The following is a 17,909-nucleotide window of genomic DNA, read 5'->3' as shown; positions in this document are numbered from 1 at the left end:
TGCCACGTAGGGCGGTCAGAACGCCCGTCGGGCAAGGCCGACTGCGTCACACATCACATCTATGACAGCTGCGTTAACGTCTTCCCCGCGCCGGGTGAAAAGCCGCACCTGCTCCACCGCCTGGTACAACAGCATCTCCAGGCCGGGCACCACGCGCCCGCCTCCGGCCTGCCACACAGAGGCCACCAGGCTGGGCCAGGGATCGTAGGCGACGTCCAGGAGGACTCCCGGCGTCGTCGTCTTCAAGGCGGCGATTTCGGCGGCGAGCCCGTCGGCCGCGCGTGGCGGCAAGGTGGAGATGACGACGTCGGCTTCCGACGTCGGGCGCGCGGCGGCCGTGAGGGGACGGACCTCCAGCGCGACCCCCAGGCTGTCGGCAGCGGCGCGGACGTCCGACGTCCGCGACGAATCACGGACGTACACCTGGACCGTGGTGGTGCCAAGTTCCTTGAGGGCCGCAACAGCCGACGCCGCCGTGCCGCCGCCGCCGAGGATGACGGCGGACGGCGCCGCAGCCGTCCCGGCGTGGCGCAGGGCATTCACGATCCCCGGGACGTCGGTGTTGGAACCTACCGTCTTCACTGCGCCGCCGGATTCCTCGAAGGTGACTGTGTTCACGACCCCCAGGGTCTGCGCCACTCCGCGGACTTCGTCCACTTCATCAAGCATGGCGGTCTTCAGCGGCATGGTCACCGAGAGCCCGCGCCAGCCGGGCTGGTTCCGGATCTGGCGCATGAACGACGGCAGCAACTGCTCGGTGACGTCGATGGCCGTATAGCTGATGGCCGCGCCCAGCCGCTCATACGCCGAAAGGTGCAGCGCGGGAGACTTTGAGTGGCTGATCGGGTGGCCCAGGACGGCAGCCCGCAGGCTCATGTGCAGCGGCCCGCGTTGGCCTTGCACCACGCGTTGTATTGCTCAACGTTGACGTTATGTTCGGCGAGCGTCTTCGCGAACTTCGTTTCGTTGGTGTCCAGGTTGACGGTCACCCAGTACAGGTAGTCATTGGACTTGGGCCGTGCTGCCGCGTCGATGGCAGTCTTGCCGGGCGAACCAATGGGGCCCGGCGGGAGTCCGGGGTTGGCATAGGTGTTGTACGGGTTGGACTTGTCCTTGCGCTGGTCATCCGTGAAGTTCAGGCTCTTGGTGCCCAAGCCGTAAGTCACCGCCGAATCCACCTGGAGGAAACCGCCGGTCTGGTCGTTCGGCTTGAGCCGGTTATAGATCGCACCGGCCACGTCGCCGTAATCGGCCTGGCCACCCTCGGCCTGGACAATGCTGGCCACAATGACGGCCTCGTACTGCTTGGCGGGGTCGGTGATTCCCTGAGACACCAGCTCATCGGTGGTGGCTTTCACGAGGGCCTGCAGGATGTCCTTGGCCGGGGTTCCGAGCGGGAAGCGGTATTCTCCGGGGGCGAGGTAACCTTCGAGGTTCTTCGCGTTTGCCGGCAAGCCAAACTGGGCAGGCTGGTTGCTCAGGGCCTGCAGCTGCTGGATGGAAACGCCCGAACCCTCGGAAATTGCCTGCAGCGACTCACCGATCCGCAGACCTGCGCTCAGGGCGAAGTAGATGACCTTGGACTTGTCTTTGCCGGCCAGGACATCAACGGCGTCGGCGTTCTTCATTTCGGTCTTGAAGACGTAGTCGCCCGGCGACAGCGTTGCGCCGGAGGCATGGAACGCCTGCATGAAGGTGTCGGCATTGGCGACGACCCGCTGGTTCTCAAGGTCGACAGCTACGGACCGGGTGCCCTCGCCGCTTGCCACGGTCACGTGGACCTCGCCCGTCCCCGGTCCGGGGAAGTCCGATGGCTTGCCGCTGCCAAGGAGGGGCTTGAGGAATTGGGCACCCACGGCCACGGCCGTCACGAACACAGCGAGCGTCAGGAACAGCGCCAGCAACCTGCGCCGGCGCCGGACCTTCTTCGAGGGCCGGGGCACTGACTGGGCTGCCGAGGACACGGGAAGCAGCTCATGGGCGGCATCCGGGTGGGCAGCATCCGGATGCGCATCGTCGTGGTATCCGGCGTCGTATGAATGGTCGTCGGGGATTTCCCCGTAATGGTGCCCGTCGGCGTCATGGTGGCCGTCGGCGAAGGGGGCGTGGTCCGGGTGGTGGGCCACGTCGTCGTGGTGCTGTACGTCCTGGTGGTGTGCAACGTCCGCGTAGGCGTACGCGTCCCCGGGGTGCTCCGTATCCGGGACGTGCGCCAGCTCCTCGTGCTGGTGTACGTCGTCGCCAACCTGCACGTTGTCATGCGGCGGCGCAACGGCGTCGTGGTGGGTTCCGGCGGAAGGCCCGTTACTCCAGGATCCAGCGGGGCGGGAGTCACCGGGGTGCGGTCCGTCCTGGATGGATGGCGGCGCATCGGGCGCAGCCGGCACGTCCTCGGCGCCAGGCAGCGGAGCAAAGGTTGGTTCTCCGGCCGAGGGTGCGGTTGCCGGCGGCGTGACGGGAGGCGGGGGGACCTCGCCCGTCTCATAGGCCTGCTCGGGGACGGCGTCGTGGCCGCCGGTATTGAGGCTCTTTTCGCGTGCGCGCAGTTCCTTGCGGGTCAACGGCCTCGCGGCCCCGGCGTCCTGCGGGCCGGAAGTGTCGTCAATGTTGGCAGGGCTCACTGTTGCCTTCCATTATCTGAAAATCGGGCCGTGTCTGCGGAGATGGCGCGGACTGGTTCGTCCACCCCACCGGCCCCCAGGTCCACGGTCGGGGATGGCGCTGTCACGCGTGAGCCGACATCCGCTCCCCTGGCTTTCTGCATGTCGATGGCGTGCTGAAGGATACCCACCGCCGCGACCTGATCAACTACTTTACGGTGGTTCCTGCTGCTCATGCCAGCTTCGTGCAGGTTCCGGTGCGCCGTAACGCTGCTCAGCCGCTCGTCCACGAGGTTCACCGGGACCGCCAAACCGCGGGCGGAAAGCTCTTCAACCAGCAGCAGGGCGTAGTCCGTGGCCATCCTGGCGGACGCGTGTTCTTCGCCCTTCATGGTGCGCGGCAGTCCCACGAAAACCTGGACGGCTCCCTGTTCCTCCGCCAGTTTGGCGATGACCCGCACGTCCGAGTTCTTCTTGGCGTTCCGGTCAAGGGTCTTGTAGGGCGTGGCCAGGATCCCGTCGCGGTCGCACAGGGCCACCCCTACCCGGACGGTGCCCACGTCCACCCCCAGTTTGACGCCCTGGGGGTAGCCGCCGGCAGCTGCAGGATTGGTCATGACAGGATTAGCGCGCGGAAATGGCGTCAACGACGGCGGCCAGCGCGGCGCCAACCTTTCCGGCGTCGGTCCCTCCACCCTGGGCAACATCGTCCTTGCCGCCACCGCCACCGCCGAGAACGCCGGCGGCGATCCGGACCAGCGCACCGGCTTTGACGCCGGCCTCCCTGGCTGCCTCGTTGGTGGCCACCAGGATCAGCGGACGGTCGTTGGCGACACCGGCGACGGCAACCGCGGAGGCCGCCGAGCCAAGCCGGTTGCGCAGGTCCAGGGCCAGGCCGCGGAGGTCGTCGGCTCCACTGACGGTGCCGGCGTCGTGGGCCAGCACCTTCACTCCCCCGGCGTCCTTGGCCGTGTCCACCAGCCGCGCGGCAGAGGCGGCCAACTGTTCCTTGCGGAGCCGGTCCAGTTCCTTCTCGGTGGCCTTCAGCTTGGCCAGCGTGGCAGAAATCCTGTCGGCGAGCTGGCCGGACGGGACTTTCAGCAGGTCGGTCAGTTCGGTCACCAGGGCCCGCTCGGCGGCAAGGTGGCGGAAAGCTTCCATGCCCACGAAGGCTTCCACGCGCCGGTTGCCTGAACCGACGGACTGTTCGCCCAGGAGGGACAGGCTGCCGATCAGCGAGGTGTTGGCAACGTGGGTGCCGCCGCAAAGCTCGCGCGACCACGCGCCGTCGATTTCCACCACGCGTACTTCGCTGCCGTAGTTCTCGCCGAAGAGGGCCATGGCACCCATGGCCTTCGCCTCGGCCAGGCCCATGATCTTCGTTTCCACCGCGTAGTTGTTGCGGATGGCAAGGTTGGACACCTCTTCGATTTCCGAACGCGTCGCCGTGCTCAGGCCTTCGCCCCAGGCAAAGTCGAAGCGCAGGTAGCCGGCCTTGTTGAAGGAGCCGCGCTGGGTGGCCTCCGGCCCGAGGATCTGGTGCAGGGCGGCATGCACGATGTGCGTGCCCGTGTGGGCCTGCTCGGCGGCGTGCCGGCGTTCACGGTCGACGGCGGCGCGCACCAGCGAGTCCGCGCCGATCTCGCCTTCGCGGACAATCGCCTTGTGTACGCTCAGGCCCTTGATGGGGCGCTGGACGTCAAGGACCTCGACGACGAACCCGTCACCGGTGATGAGGCCGGTGTCGGCAGCCTGGCCGCCGGCCTCGGCGTAGAACGGGGTTTCGGCGAGCACGAGTTCGATTTCGTCGCCGGTGGCAGCCTGCTGGACCTTGCGTCCGGCGCTCAGGAGGCCGCGGACACGGGACTCGCCTTCGAGTTCGGCGTAGCCGGTGAAGACCGTCTCACCCTGGCCCAGGAGCTCCTGGAACACGGTGACGTCGGCGTGGCCGCCCTTCTTGCCCTTGGCATCTGCCTGGGCGCGCTGGCGCTGTTCCTGCATCAGGCTGCGGAAGGCAGCCTCGTCAACCTTCAAGCCCGCCTCTTCGGCCATCTCGAGCGTGAGGTCGAAGGGGAAGCCGTAGGTGTCATGGAGGGTAAAGGCGTCCTCGCCGGACAGCGGCTTGTTGGCTGCCTTGGATTCCTTCACGGCGTCCTCAAGCCGCGCAGTCCCGGACGCAATGGTGCGCAGGAACGCTTTCTCCTCGGCGTAGGCGATGCGGCTGATCCGGGCGAAGTCGGTGTCAACGACGGGGTACACGCCCTTCATGGCATCCCGCGACGCCGGCAGCAGCTCCGGCAGGCAGGCCTGTTCGACGCCCAGCAGGCGCATGGAGCGCACGGCACGCCGGATCAGGCGGCGCAGGACGTAGCCGCGGCCCTCGTTGGACGGGGTGACGCCGTCGGAGATCAGCATCAGGGCCGAGCGGATGTGGTCGGCCACAACCCGCATCCGGACGTCGTCCGTGTGGTGGGGGTCCTCGGGAGTCTCAGCGGAGGTGTACTCCTTGCCGGAGAGTTCCGCGGCCTTGTCGATGACCGGCCGGACCTGGTCGGTCTCGTACATGTTCTCGACACCCTGCAGGATCATGGCGAGGCGTTCCATGCCCAGGCCCGTGTCGATGTTCTTCTTGGGCAGCTCGCCCACGATGTCGAAGTCCACCTTGGAGCGCACGTTCTCGATCTGATACTGCATGAACACGAGGTTCCAGATCTCGATGTAGCGGGTCTCGTCAGCCAGCGGGCCGCCTTCGATGCCGTAGGCCGGTCCGCGGTCGTAGTAGATCTCCGAGCAGGGCCCGGCCGGACCCGGCTGGCCGGTGGACCAGTAGTTGTCCGACTTGCCCATCCGCTGGATGCGTTCAGCGGGGACGCCGGTGTTCTTGAGCCACAGTTCCTCGGCTTCGTCGTCCTCTTCGTAGACGGTCACCCACAGCCGCTCGGGCTGAAGGCCGTAGCCGCCGTCGTCAACGCTCGTGGTGAGCAGCTCCCACGCGAACTTGATGGCGTCTTCCTTGAAGTAGTCGCCGAACGAGAAGTTGCCGCACATCTGGAAGAAGGTGCCGTGCCGGGCCGTCTTGCCCACTTCTTCGATGTCACCGGTGCGGATGCACTTTTGCACGCTGGTGGCACGGGAGTAGGGCGGTTCCTCACGGGCTGTGAGGTAGGGGATGAACGGGACCATGCCGGCCACCGTGAACAGCAGCGAGGGGTCGCTGGAGACCAGCGATGCGGAGGGAACCGCCGTGTGGCCCTTGCTGACAAAAAAGTCCACCCAGCGCTTAGTGATCTCCTGCGACTTCATGAGCTGTTTTCTTACCCTTCGTGGTCCGCGGCTCCTGCCGGGCGCGGAAAGTTAATTCAGGTGGCGGGATCCGGGATTGGTTCCTGCCGGTTTTCGTTGGCTGCCGTTGCTTGCCCCGGGGCTCAGCGGCGCACCAGTTCCGCGGAGTCGACGCCCAGTGCGGCGCGGAGGTCGGTCTCACGCTCGCGCATTCCGGCCCGGACGGCATCAGCGAAGTCGTAGACGCCGTCTGCCAGGCGCCCAACAGCACGGTTGAGGCCTTCGGGTCCGAGGTTGGCCTGCGCCTCGGTGACTTTACGGAACGCGATGACGCCGATGGCTACGCCAATTCCCATCCAAACAATTCTTTTCATGTTCGTTCTTTTCGAATCTAGCGGCTGCGGCGGCCGGCTGCGGGCTTCCTGCGGTTCGCGAAGGCGCTGCGCACGCCGTAGCTGAACGCGGCCACCTTGATCAGCGGCGAACCCACCGTGGCGGCGACCAGCGAAGACAGGGCGGAAATGTTGGCGGATGCATCCGAGACGTTGGACGAGATGCCGTCGACCTTCTTCAACTGCTGGTTGGTGGTCGAAACGGTGGCGGTGACCTCGTCCATCAGGGGCGTGGCGCCGTCACTGATGGACTTGATGGCGGTGCGCACCTCGTCGAACACACTTCCCAGCTTCAGGATGGGTACCGCGAGCAGCAGCACCAGGAGCGCGAACACCCCGGCAGCGATCAGGCCGGCAATATCGCCACCAGACATAGACGTTCATCTCCTCGAAATTCCGTGGTCGGGTTCCATCCTGGCCGGGCCCGGAAGGCCCGATGCGCAGATGTCCCCCAAGTACCTTACATACAAAGAAGCCCGTGGCGCTTGCCACGGGCTTCTTTGGATACGCTGCTGGGATTTAGCGTGCGTAGAATTCGACGACGAGCTGCTCTTCGCAGGTCACCGGGATTTCCGAACGCTTGGGGCGGCGGACCAGGCGGGCCTGCAGGGCTTCCAGCTTGACGTCCAGGTAGGCCGGAACGGCAGGCAGGACGTCGCGGTGGGCACCGGCGGCGGCAACCTGGAGCGGAACCATGGTCTCGCTGCGGCTGTGGACGTGGACCAGCTGGCCCTCGCCGACGCGGAACGACGGACGGTCAACGCGGACGCCGTCAACCATGATGTGGCGGTGCACAACCAGCTGGCGGGCCTGGGCGATGGTGCGGGCGAAGCCGGCACGCAGGACCAGGGCGTCAAGGCGCATTTCGAGCAGTTCGATGAGGTTCTCACCGGTCAGGCCCTTGGTGCGGCGGGCTTCTTCGAAGGCACGGGTCATCTGTGCTTCGCGGATGCCGTACTGGGCGCGCAGGCGCTGCTTTTCGCGCAGACGTACGGCGTAGTCGGAGTCCTGCTTCTTGCGGGCGCGGCCATGCTCACCGGGGCCGTACGGGCGGCGCTCCATGTACTTGGCGGCCTTGGGGGTCAGAGCGATGCCGAGGGACCGCGAGAGGCGGGCCTGACGGCGAGCACGAGTGTTGTTAGCCACTTGTGTCCTTCCAATATCTGCGGTGTGTCAGTGTTACTGGCCTCCACGATGGAGAGCATCGGCCAACCGCTGCCTTTTGCTACTGGGCACAGGGCATAACCTTCTCAACGGTAAAATTGGGGAGATTGTGCGCCGGGCCTTGCCAGACAAACATATAGCCTACCACGGCAGCTACGTGCCCCTCACAATCTTCCGCAGCCGCTCCAGCCGCACGGCGATGTCCCGTTCGGCTCCATTGCCCGTTGGCTGGTAGTAGTCCCGCCCCACCAGGTCATCCGGCGGATACTGCTGGCTGGCCACCCCGTGCGGAGCATCGTGGGCGTACTTGTAGCCCACACCATGGCCCAGCTGCTTGGAGCCCGGATAGTGTGCATCGCGCAGGTGGGCGGGGATTCCGACCCCGAGGCCGGCCCGCACATCGGCGATCGCCTTGTTGATGCCCATATAGGCGGCGTTGGACTTCGGCGCGGTGGCCAGGTGGACCACTGCCTCGGCCAGGATGATCCGCCCTTCCGGCATCCCGATGAGCTGCACTGCCTGTGCTGCGGCCACCGCCGTCTGGAGCGCGGTGGGATCCGCCATGCCCACATCCTCTGCCGCGGAAATGACGATCCGCCGGGCGACGAACCGGGGGTCCTCCCCCGCTTCGAGCATCCGCGCGAGGTAATGCAGTGCGGCATCCACGTCGGAGCCCCGGATGGACTTGATGAAGGCGCTGGCCACGTCATAGTGCTGGTCGCCGGCCCGGTCGTACCGCACCGCGGCAGCGTCCAGGGCACGCTCGGTGTGGCGCAACTCCACCGTGACCGGCTCGGTGGTGCCGCTGCCCTCCGGGACGGAACGTTCGACGTCGTCCGCGTCACCGAAGGCAACCCCCGCCGCGGCCTCCAGCGCCGTCAACGCCCGGCGGGCGTCACCCCCGGAGAGCCGGACCAGGTGGTCAAGGGCCTCGTCGCCAAGCCTGACCTTGCCGCCGAGACCGCGGGGGTCTTCCACGGCCCGCACCAGCAGGCCCTCTACATCGGCGTCCGTGAGTGGCTTGAGCGTCAGGAGCAGGGACCGTGACAGCAGCGGGGAGACCACGGAAAAGGACGGGTTCTCGGTAGTGGCCGCCACCAGGACCACCCAGCGGTTTTCGACCCCTGGCAGCAACGCATCCTGCTGGGCCTTGTTGAACCGGTGGATCTCGTCCAGGAAGAGCACGGTGGTGGTCTTGTAGAGGTCGCGGGCCGTCAGGGCGTCGTCCATGACGCGCCGGACGTCCTTGACCCCTGCCGTGATGGCGGACAATTCAACGAATTTTCGTCCGGGCCCGCGGGCAATGACATGCGCAAGGGTGGTCTTTCCGGTGCCCGGGGGTCCCCACAGGATCAGCGAGCTGGGACCCGCCGGGCCCGCGGCGTCGGCGCCCGCCGCCAGCTGCCGCAGGGGTGAACCCTGGCCGAGCAGGTGCTGCTGGCCCACCACCTCATCCACGCTGCGCGGCCGCATGCGCACCGCCAGCGGGCTCCGCGGCGATCCCTGTCCGCGTGCACCCTGTCCTCGCGCGCCTTGTCCTCCGGTACCGGCGCCTGCCTCGGCGACGGCATCGTCGTCGTCGTCGTTTTCTGGGCCGTGCCCGAAGAGATCATCCACATAGATAGGCTACTTCCAGTCCCCTCCTGCATTTTCCCGCCCCCACCACAGCGAAGGAACACTTATGCCCGCCACCGCTTCCGCCGGCGGCCCGCCATCGGTCCGGACGGCATTCGTGGCCGGCGCCCGGCTGGCCGGCTGGGTGGAACGCTTCGGCTCCTCCCACGGCGGCTTCCGGTTGCGGGATGACGACGACGGTCTCCGGCTTTTGGCCGCTGACGGCACTGAGGCGCTCCTGCAGGCGCCGTGGCCGGCTGACGGCCGTCCAGGACGCGGCAACGGCCCGGTGGATCGGCTGGCCGCCCTTGCGTCCCAGCCGCGCCGGCTGGGACTGCTCCTGGTGCGTCGGGGCGGCTACGGCGTCGGGGTGGCATGCGAAGGCATGCTGCTGGCGTCCAAGGCCGGGACCCGGTACGTTCAGTCGCGTACCGCGGCGGGCGGCCAGTCCCAGCAGCGGTTTGCCCGGCGCCGTTCCAACCAGGCGGATGCCTTGGTGGCCTCCGTGGCGGAACAAGCGGCTGGGGTATTCGGTGGTGCGCCGTTCGAGTACGTGGTGCCGGGCGGTGACCGGGCCCTGGCTGACCTTGTCCTGCAGCAACCGCCGTTGCGGCCCTATCTCCCGCTGCCCCGCCTCGCATATCTCGACGTCATTGAGCCGCGGGCGGCCGTGCTGAAGAAGGCCGCGGCGGACGCCTGCTCCGTCCGGGTCCAGGTAACCGACCCGTCAGGCTAACGTGGGCCGCCGCCTGGTCAGCAGCCCGTCAGCGGCCGGCGGGGCCGCTCCTGGCGGTACAGGTAGCGCCCGTACTCACTGAAGCCCGCCCTTGAATAGAGCTCCCGGGCACCATGGTTCTGCGCCGTCACCAGCAGCCAGAAGTCCGTCATACCGTGGTCGACGCCGGCATGCAGCAGCGCATGGAGAATGGCTGCCGCAAACCCCTTGCGGCGCGCGTCAGTCCGTGTGGCCATGCCGTACACCCCACCGAGGGTGCTGCCGGCAGGCATGGCAAGGCGTCCGACGGCGGCGGCGCGGCCGTCGCTGTCCCGCGCCAGGGCGTAGAGCGACGGACAACCTTCGAGGATTGCCCGTGCGGTACCCAAGGCATCCTTGCCGCCCCGGCCGTCCACCTCCCACCAGACCCGCAGCCAGTCCTCGGACGGCATCGGTGCCAGTTCAACCGCCGCGCCGTTATGGCCGCCTTCAGGGGTACCGCCCGCGGCCGCGCTGCGTGTCATGACCACGGTCTCGGACTGGCGCGTGAACCCCTCGGCGTCGAGCAGGTCGTGGAGTGCTGCCGTGGCGGGGTGGTCGAACAGTTGGAAGATGACGGGCAGCCTGCGGAGGCGGTACCAGGCCCTTGCTTCGGCGAGCAAGGCGGCCAGGTCGCCGTCGGGGTGGCCGTCCTCCAGGACACGCGGCCAGATGGAGTTGGCCCGTTGCGTGACGCCATCCGCCGCCCGGAGCACCCAGTTTCCGGCCTCCTGCCGTTCCCGGGCCGGCCACGCTGCGTCCATGGCAGATTCGAGTTCCAGGGCACTGGGTTTCACATCGTCCGGGCTCGCCACCGGCATTCCTTCCTTAAAGGCCGAAGGTCCCCCGGTTTCCCCGGGGAACCTTCGGTGACGGACGGCGCCCTGCGGCTGCCGTCCTTCGTCTACTTCTTTTCTTCCGGCTTCTTAGCCTCCGGCTTGAAGTCCACGCCGGCCTCTTTGCGCTGCTGCGGCGTAATGGGCGCCGGAGCCTCGGTCAAGGGGTCGTGGCCGCCGCCGGACTTCGGGAAGGCGATGACGTCGCGGATGGACTCCACGCCGGCGAGCAGCGAAACAACGCGGTCCCAGCCGAAGGCGATGCCGCCGTGCGGGGGTGCGCCGTACTTGAAGCCCTCCAGCAGGAAGCCGAATTTGGTCTGCGCGTCTTCCTTGTCCAGGCCCATGAGCTCAAAGACCCGTTCCTGGACCTCACGCTGGTGGATACGGATGGAGCCACCGCCGATTTCGTTGCCGTTGCACACGATGTCGTAAGCGTAGGACAGCGCCGATTCCGGGTCCTTGTCAAAGGTGTCCAGGAACTCGGGCTTCGGTGAGGTGAAGGCGTGGTGGACGGCGGTCCACTTGCCGGCACCGACGGCGACGTCACCGGAGGCGATGGCGGCGGCGGCAGGCTCGAACATGGGTGCGTCCACGACCCAGCAGAAAGCCCATGCGGTGGGGTCGATCAGGCCGGTGCGGTGGCCGATTTCCACGCGCGCGGCGCCCAGCAGGGCACGCGATGGCGTCTTCTCGCCGGCGGCGAAGAAGATGCAGTCGCCGGGCTTGGCGCCGACGGCGTCGGCCAGGCCGGCGCGTTCGGTGTCGGTGAGGTTCTTGGCCACGGGGCCCGCGAGTTCGCCGTCTTCCTTGTAGAGGACGTAGGCCAGGCCTTTGGCGCCGCGCTGCTTGGCCCATTCCTGCCAGGCATCCAGGGCGCGGCGTGCCTGCGAAGCGCCGCCGGGCATCACGACTGCGCCGACGTAGGGGGCCTTGAAGACGCCGAAGTTGGTGTCCTTGAAGAATTCGGTGAGCTCGGTCAGTTCCTGCCCGAAGCGAAGGTCAGGCTTATCGGAACCGAAGCGCGCCATGGCGTCCGCATAGGTGATGCGCTCGATGGGGGTGGGGATGTCGGCACCGATGAGCTGCCATACGGCCTTGACGATGTTCTCGCCCAGCCGGATGATGTCGTCCTGGTCCACGAAGCTGGCCTCGATGTCCAGTTGCGTGAATTCCGGCTGGCGGTCCGCGCGGAAGTCCTCGTCCCGGTAGCAGCGGGCGATCTGGTAGTACTTCTCAAAGCCGCCCACCTGCAGCAGCTGCTTGAACAGCTGCGGGGACTGTGGGAGGGCGTACCAGGAACCCGGCGCCAGGCGGGCCGGAACCAGGAAGTCGCGGGCACCTTCCGGCGTGGAGCGGGTCAGCGTCGGGGTCTCGATCTCCACGAAGCCCTCGTCGTGGAGCAATTCACGGGCCACGCGGTTGGCCTCGGAGCGCAGGCGCAGGTTCCGGCTGGGGCCCGGACGGCGGAGGTCGAGGTAGCGGTGCTTGAGGCGCGCTTCCTCGCCCACCTCGACGTGCTCGTCAATCTGGAAGGGCAGCGGGTCCGACGTGTTGAGGATGGTGACGTCCTCGGCGATGACCTCGATCTCGCCCGTGGCCAGCGCCGGGTTCTCGTTGCCCTCGGGGCGGCGGGAAACAGTGCCCTTGACCTGCAGGACGTACTCGTTGCGCAGGCCATGGAAGACCTCTTCTTCACGCACCACCACCTGCGAGACGCCGGAAGCATCGCGCAGGTCCACGAAGGCCACACCACCGTGGTCACGACGGCGGCCCACCCAGCCGGCCAGGGTTACGGTTTGTCCAATGTGCTCGGAACGGAGGGATCCGAGGTCATGTGTGCGCAGCACAGCACGCCTTTCTGCGGGAAAACAGTGGGAAGTTCAATATGATCGTTCCGGGAACGATCCCGTCCGAGTTTACCCGCTGGAAAGGTACTGCCGCCTCATGGCCCAACCCCAGCAGCTCCAACGCCGGCTCGGCGCCTTCGATGCCACCGCCATGGGCCTTGGCTCCATGCTGGGCGCCGGCGTGTTCGTGGTGTTCGCCCCCGCCGCAGCCCTGGCCGGCAACCTGCTGGCCTGGTCCGTGGTCCTCGCCGGTGTCGTGGCATACTGCAACGCTGTTGCCTCCGCGGCGCTTGCCGCGCGGTACCCCACCAGCGGCGGCACCTATGTCTACGGCCGGAAGCAACTGGGTGAGTGGCCCGGCTTTGTCGCCGGATGGGGATTCGTCACGGGGAAGACCGCGTCCTGCGCGGCCATGGCCTTGACTTTCGGCAGTTACGTCGCACCGGGCTATGCCGTGCCGGTGGCCGTCGCTGCCGTGGTTGCCCTGACCGGCATCAACCTCTTGGGGATTACCCGCACTGCCCAGCTCACGCGGATCTTGTTGTGCGTGGTCGTGGCGTCCCTGGTGTTCGTCGGAGTTGCCGCAGTCCTTGGCCCGCATCCCGCGGCGGACGCGGCCGGTCCGGGTTCCGGTGGCCCGGCGGGGGTCCTGCCGGCAGCCGGGCTGATGTTTTTCGCCTTCGCCGGGTACGCGCGGATCGCCACACTGGGCGAAGAAGTCAAAGATCCCTCCCGCACCATTCCGCGGGCCATTCTGGCCGCGCTGGCCTCCGCCTTCACCATCTACCTGCTGCTGGCCCTACTTTTGCAGGCCCACCTGGGAGACCGGCTCGCTGCTGCCAGGACTCCCCTCCTGGACGCGGTATTGGCATCGCAGCTGGCGGCGGGTGCACCACTGGTGCAGGTGGGCGCCGCCGCCGCATGCCTGGGCGCCCTGCTCGCGCTGATCACCGGCGTCGGACGCACGACGCTGGCCATGGCGCGGGAAGGTGACCTTCCCCGCACCCTGGCCAGGGTGGGCGGGGCGCACACCGTTCCGTTCGTCGCGGAACTGGCCGTGGCCGCCGTCGTGATCCTGCTCCTGCTGACCACGGACGTAATGACCGTGGTGGGCTTCTCAAGCTTCGGGGTGCTGGTGTATTACGCCGTTGCCAACGCCTCCGCCTACACCCTTGCTTCGCATCCGGGCTACGCGCCGCGCTGGCTGAACGCGGCGGGCTTCCTGGGGTGCGTGGTGCTGGCCTTCACGCTGCCGCCGGCTCCCCTGCTGACCATGGCAGCGGTCCTGGCCGCGGGTATGGCCGGCCGTTGGCTGGTGCTGCGCTTCAGGCAGCGCCAGCACGGCCGGCCGCGCGGCCGCTAGGCCGACGCCGGTGCGGTGGCCGTGGTGCTCACCTGGACGGTGAGGTCCTCCAGCGGCGGGGCCCAGGTCTCCGGGGCTGCCACCACCTGTTCACCGGTCCGGATGTCCTTGACCTGGTGCGTGCCGTCGTCGTCCGTGAACCATACGAACGGGATTCCGCGCCGGTCGGCGAACTTGATCTGCTTGCCGAATTTCTCCGCTTTCGCCGCGACCTCCGTGGGGATGCCCCTGCTGCGAAGCAAAGCAGCAACGTCCTGCGCTGCGCCCCAGCTGTCGTCGTGGCTCAGGGCCACCAGCACGGCGGTGGGCACGGAACGGGAGGCCCTGGCCAGGTCCTGGCTGAGGATCCGGGACACAAGGCGGGTGACGCCGATGGACAGGCCCACCCCGGGGAACTTCCGGTTGCCCTTGGACGCCAGTGCATCGTAGCGGCCGCCGGAGCAGATCGATCCCAGCTGTTCATGGCCTACCAGGACGGTCTCCACGACAGTGCCAGTGTAGTAGTCCAGGCCGCGGGCGATGCTCAGGTCCGCCAACACCTTGCCGGGGGCGCGCTGCACGGCGGCATCGATCACCTGCTCCAGTTCATCCAGGCCCTCGTCCAGGAGCTCGTCGCTGACGCCCAGGGCGCGGACCTTCGCCACGAACGAGGTGTCTTCTGTGCGGATGGCCGCCAGCTGCAGCGCCTTGGCTGCCTGCTCGTCGGTGGCACCGAGCTCTGTCTTCAGCAGCTCCGCCACCTTGGCGGGACCGATTTTTTCTAGCTTGTCGATGCTGCGCAGCACGCCCGCGGTGTCATCGAGCCCGATCCCCCGGTAGAAGCCTTCAGCCAGCTTGCGGTTGTTGATCCGGAGGCGGAAGTCCGGGATGGGAAGCGCGCTGAGCGCCTCAGCGATCACCAGGGCAATCTCCACGTCGTAGCGGAACGGCAACTCACCGTCGCCCACAACATCGATGTCCGCTTGGGTGAACTCCCGGGCCCGGCCTTCCTGGGGCCGCTCGCCGCGCCACACCTTCTGGATCTGGTACCGGCGGAACGGGAACGCCAGGTACCCGGCGTTTTCCACGACGTACCGGGCAAACGGGACCGTCAGGTCAAAATGCAGGGCAAGGGCGTGTGGATCGGCCTTGCCGCCCTTGACGGGGTTGTCGCCCTCGTCCTCCTGCAGCCTGCTGAGTCCGTACACTTCCTTGTCGATCTCTCCCTTGCGCAACAACTGGCCCACCGTTTCCACGGCGCGGGTTTCGATCGAGGCAAACCCGTGCAGTTCAAAGACCCGGCGCAGGGTATCGAGCACGTGCAGCTCCACCAGCCGCTCCTCGGGAAGCCACTCGGGGAATCCGGACAGGGAGGCGGTGCGTGCCATGGGGAAAGTTCTCCTTACGGTGAAAGGTGCGCCGGGGGCTGCCCGCGCGCCGCTCCAAGGCGACGTTCGGCGGCAGCACAGCCAGCCATGCATAAACTATGTGCGGCAGCCAGTTTATGCGCCATCCGTGTGCATCTCTAATGCAGCGGACCGGCGCTGATGGCGGCCCCACCTGCGCCCGGCGGCCATCCGCCGGGCATCAGCAGCCCGACGACGAGGAGGACCCTTGGCGGCCAGTTCACGCAGTGCCCGCGAAACAAAACGGCGCATCCAGCAAATGGAGGCCAAGCGCGAGCTGCGGCGCAGCCAGGAGAAGCGGCGCAAACGCGACAACCTCGTGGCCGCCGGCGCGGGAGCCGCCGCCGTCGCGCTCGCCGTCGTGCTTCAACTCACCGCCTTCGCCGGAAATCCCACCGAGGACGAATACGCTGCCGCGCAGGCCGGGCTGACCGACCCGTCGGCGTCCGCAAGCGCCTCCGCCACCCCGTCTCCGCAAGTATCCAACGGGGCGAACATTCCCGCAGCCGAGACCGCCGCCGGCAAGACATTCTCCGGTGAGCTGTCGCTGAACGGCAGCCCCCTTGGCGTGGAAGTGGACGGCACCAAGGCGCCCCAAGCGGCCGCAGTGTTCAAGTCACTCAGCGACCAAGGCTTTTTCAACGGCAAGACCTGCCACCGCTTGACCACAGCGGACCAGTTCGGTGTCCTGCAATGCGGCTCCGCCAACGGTGACGGCCAGGGTGACCCGAACTACACCTGGGGCCCCTTGGAAAATGCTCCTGCCGACAACAAATATCCCGCAGGAACCATCGCCGTGGCGCGGAGCGGCAACAACGCCTACGGAAACGGCACGCAGTTCTTCATTGTCTACAAGGACACTGTCATCAATCCTGACTCTGCCGGCGGCTACACGGTGGTGGGCAAAGTGACCTCCGGGCTGGACGCAGTGACCAAGATTGCCGCCGCAGGTATTAAGCCCGGGGCCAGTGACACAGACGGCGCACCGATCCAACCAGTCACGATAGACTCGTTTTCTCTGAAGTAGGACGCCGGGCCCAAGCGGACACGGTGCAGTACGTGAGTATTTCCCTCCAAGCGAAAGACTTTTAGCGGTGACAGACAGTCAGAAATCCGACGAAACAGCAACAGACCTGACCGTGGCGGCGGCCTCGGACACCAGCGAAGGCGCCGGCACCGAAGCAACCAACCCACCGGCATCCGCAGCCCCGGAAGAGGCCGCTCCCGAGGAAACGCCCTCCACAGCACCTGCTGCGGGCCCCCGGCCTTCCGCGCCTTCTCCTGCCGCGTTTGCGTCGCGCCCGAAGCCTGCTGCAGCCGCTCCTGCCGCCGCACCCGTTCCTGCCGCTCCCAGCACGTCCGTCGCCGAGGCCTCCAAGTGGGGCCGGGTGGAAGGGGACGGCCACGTTTACCTGACGATCGACGGCGGTGAGCACCCGGTTGGGCAGTACCCCGGCGTCAGCGGCGAGGAAGCCCTGATCTACTTCGCCCGGAAGTACGACGACGTCGTGGCACAGATCGTGCTCCTGGAACAGCGGGTCAGCTCCAAGGCTCCCAGCACTGACATGCAGAAGACCGTGACCCACCTGCACGAGCAGCTCGCCGAGCGGAACATGGTGGGCGACCTCCGCGCCGCCGAGGCCAGGCTGGAAAAGCTGGCCGGCCAGATCACGGAACTCGAGAAAGCCGAAAAGGCCGAGCACGACGCCGTCCGCGCCGCCGAACTCGCGGCCAGGGAAGCCATCGTGGCTGAAGCGGAGGAGATCTCCGGCCAGGATCCCGCGCAGACGCAGTGGAAGACTTCCAGTGCCCGGATGAACGAGTTGTTCGAGAACTGGAAGGCCGCGCAGAAGAGCGGTGTCCGGCTGGGCCGCAGCAACGAGGATGCACTGTGGAAGCGGTTCAGGGCTGCACGTACCGTCTTCGACCGCCACCGCAGGGCGTATTTCTCGCAGCTGGACAGCAACAACTCGGCGGCCAAGGCCGCCAAGGAGAAGCTGATCGCCGAGGCTGAGGCGCTGTCCACCTCGACGGACTGGGGCTTCGCCGCCGGAGAGTACCGCCGGCTAATGGACCAGTGGAAGGCATCGCCGCGCGCCAGCCGGAAGGACGACGACGCACTGTGGGCCCGGTTCCGCGCCGCCCAGGACGTGTTCTTCACCTCCCGCCAGGCTGCCAACGACGAGATTGACCAGGAGTACACGGCCAACCTCGCCGTCAAGGAGGAGCTGCTGGCTGAGGCCAACGCGATCCTCCCGGTGAATGACCTCGCGGCCGCAAAGAAGGCACTGCAGTCCGTCCGTGACCGTTGGGAAGAAGCAGGCAAGGTGCCCCGGGCAGACATGGGCCGGATTGAAGCAGGCCTGCGGAAGGTGGAGGACGCCGTCCGCCACGCCGAGGAAGAGCAGTGGCAGCGGTCCAACCCGGAGCGCAAGGCCCGCACCAACAGCGCCCTGTCACAGCTGGAGTCCGCCATTGCAGGGCTCCAGGAGGACCTCGCAAAGGCAGAGAAGAGCGGCGACCAGCGCAAGATCAAGGCCGCCCAGGAAGCCCTCGAAGCCCGCCAGGCATGGCTGGACCAGATCCAGCGCTCGGCCAGCGAGCTGTCCTGACGCTTCCCCTGACTGACGCGGGCCCGGTCCGGTTATCCACATAACCCGGACCGGGCC

Annotated in this window: 15 protein-coding genes; 4 read left to right on the top strand and 11 right to left on the bottom strand. The window is 67.3% G+C overall.

The genetic code is table 11. The annotated features are described in order from the left end of the window. Nucleotides 1-15: 15 nt before the first annotated feature. The 8 genes from DC347_RS04220 to DC347_RS04185 all read right to left on the bottom strand — a co-directional run bounded on the left by DC347_RS04220 (nucleotide 16) and on the right by DC347_RS04185 (nucleotide 9,055). Complete coding sequence (locus tag DC347_RS04220) at nucleotides 16-876, bottom strand: shikimate dehydrogenase (protein WP_109044544.1); 861 nt, start codon at nucleotides 874-876, stop codon at nucleotides 16-18. Beyond that, nucleotides 873-2,621, bottom strand: a complete 1,749-nt coding sequence (gene mltG, locus DC347_RS04215; RefSeq protein WP_109044543.1) for an endolytic transglycosylase MltG — start codon at nucleotides 2,619-2,621, stop codon at nucleotides 873-875. Before mltG ends, DC347_RS04220 begins: the two co-directional genes overlap by 4 nt. After that, nucleotides 2,618-3,217, bottom strand: a complete 600-nt coding sequence (ruvX, locus tag DC347_RS04210; RefSeq protein WP_018761435.1) for a Holliday junction resolvase RuvX — start codon at nucleotides 3,215-3,217, stop codon at nucleotides 2,618-2,620. Before ruvX ends, mltG begins: the two co-directional genes overlap by 4 nt. 7 nt (nucleotides 3,218-3,224) lie before the next feature. Beyond that, nucleotides 3,225-5,903, bottom strand: a complete 2,679-nt coding sequence (gene alaS, locus DC347_RS04205; protein ID WP_109044542.1) for an alanine--tRNA ligase — start codon at nucleotides 5,901-5,903, stop codon at nucleotides 3,225-3,227. A 122-nt stretch (nucleotides 5,904-6,025) separates the two neighbouring features. Continuing rightward, nucleotides 6,026-6,238, bottom strand: coding sequence for a hypothetical protein (locus tag DC347_RS04200; RefSeq protein ID WP_018761437.1), 213 nt, complete (start codon nucleotides 6,236-6,238; stop codon nucleotides 6,026-6,028). Nucleotides 6,239-6,273: 35 nt separating this feature from the next. Beyond that, nucleotides 6,274-6,648: a DUF948 domain-containing protein gene (locus DC347_RS04195; RefSeq protein ID WP_018761438.1), complete on the bottom strand. Its 375-nt coding sequence runs from the start codon at nucleotides 6,646-6,648 to the stop codon at nucleotides 6,274-6,276. Between the two features lie 145 nt (nucleotides 6,649-6,793). Then, entirely contained in the window at nucleotides 6,794-7,420 is a 627-nt protein-coding gene (gene rpsD / locus DC347_RS04190) for a 30S ribosomal protein S4 (protein WP_009357431.1), read from the bottom strand. Between the two features lie 171 nt (nucleotides 7,421-7,591). After that, entirely contained in the window at nucleotides 7,592-9,055 is a 1,464-nt protein-coding gene (locus DC347_RS04185) for a replication-associated recombination protein A (RefSeq protein WP_109044541.1), read from the bottom strand. A 64-nt stretch (nucleotides 9,056-9,119) separates the two neighbouring features. Between DC347_RS04185 and DC347_RS04180 the strand changes: the two genes are divergently transcribed. Beyond that, the gene (locus DC347_RS04180) at nucleotides 9,120-9,788 is read left to right on the top strand and encodes an acVLRF1 family peptidyl-tRNA hydrolase (protein ID WP_018761440.1); all 669 of its coding nucleotides are present in this window, start codon (nucleotides 9,120-9,122) and stop codon (nucleotides 9,786-9,788) included. A gap of 17 nt (nucleotides 9,789-9,805) precedes the next feature. On the opposite strand, the gene DC347_RS04175 is transcribed toward DC347_RS04180, so the two are convergent. After that, nucleotides 9,806-10,627, bottom strand: coding sequence for a GNAT family N-acetyltransferase (locus DC347_RS04175; protein ID WP_109044540.1), 822 nt, complete (start codon nucleotides 10,625-10,627; stop codon nucleotides 9,806-9,808). Nucleotides 10,628-10,710: 83 nt separating this feature from the next. After that, complete coding sequence (gene aspS / locus DC347_RS04170; protein ID WP_109044539.1) at nucleotides 10,711-12,492, bottom strand: aspartate--tRNA ligase; 1,782 nt, start codon at nucleotides 12,490-12,492, stop codon at nucleotides 10,711-10,713. Between the two features lie 97 nt (nucleotides 12,493-12,589). On the opposite strand from aspS, the gene DC347_RS04165 reads away from it, so the two are divergent. Then, complete coding sequence (locus DC347_RS04165; RefSeq protein WP_109044538.1) at nucleotides 12,590-13,855, top strand: APC family permease; 1,266 nt, start codon at nucleotides 12,590-12,592, stop codon at nucleotides 13,853-13,855. On the opposite strand, the gene hisS is transcribed toward DC347_RS04165, so the two are convergent. Then, nucleotides 13,852-15,222, bottom strand: a complete 1,371-nt coding sequence (gene hisS, locus DC347_RS04160; protein WP_109044537.1) for a histidine--tRNA ligase — start codon at nucleotides 15,220-15,222, stop codon at nucleotides 13,852-13,854. The genes DC347_RS04165 and hisS overlap by 4 nt on opposite strands. Before the next feature lie 226 nt (nucleotides 15,223-15,448). Here hisS and DC347_RS04155 point away from each other — a divergent pair, with 226 nt between their 5' ends. Beyond that, entirely contained in the window at nucleotides 15,449-16,267 is an 819-nt protein-coding gene (locus tag DC347_RS04155) for a peptidylprolyl isomerase (protein WP_018761445.1), read from the top strand. Between the two features lie 67 nt (nucleotides 16,268-16,334). Next, a complete protein-coding gene (locus DC347_RS04150) occupies nucleotides 16,335-17,852 on the top strand; it encodes a DUF349 domain-containing protein (RefSeq protein WP_109044536.1) in 1,518 nt (505 codons plus the stop codon). Nucleotides 17,853-17,909: the final 57 nt, after the last annotated feature.

This window comes from Pseudarthrobacter sp. AG30 (assembly GCF_003116525.1).
Taxonomy (GTDB): domain Bacteria; phylum Actinomycetota; class Actinomycetes; order Actinomycetales; family Micrococcaceae; genus Arthrobacter.
Note: the sequence above shows the minus strand (reverse complement) of the source record. Positions and strands in the feature narration are given on the sequence as shown.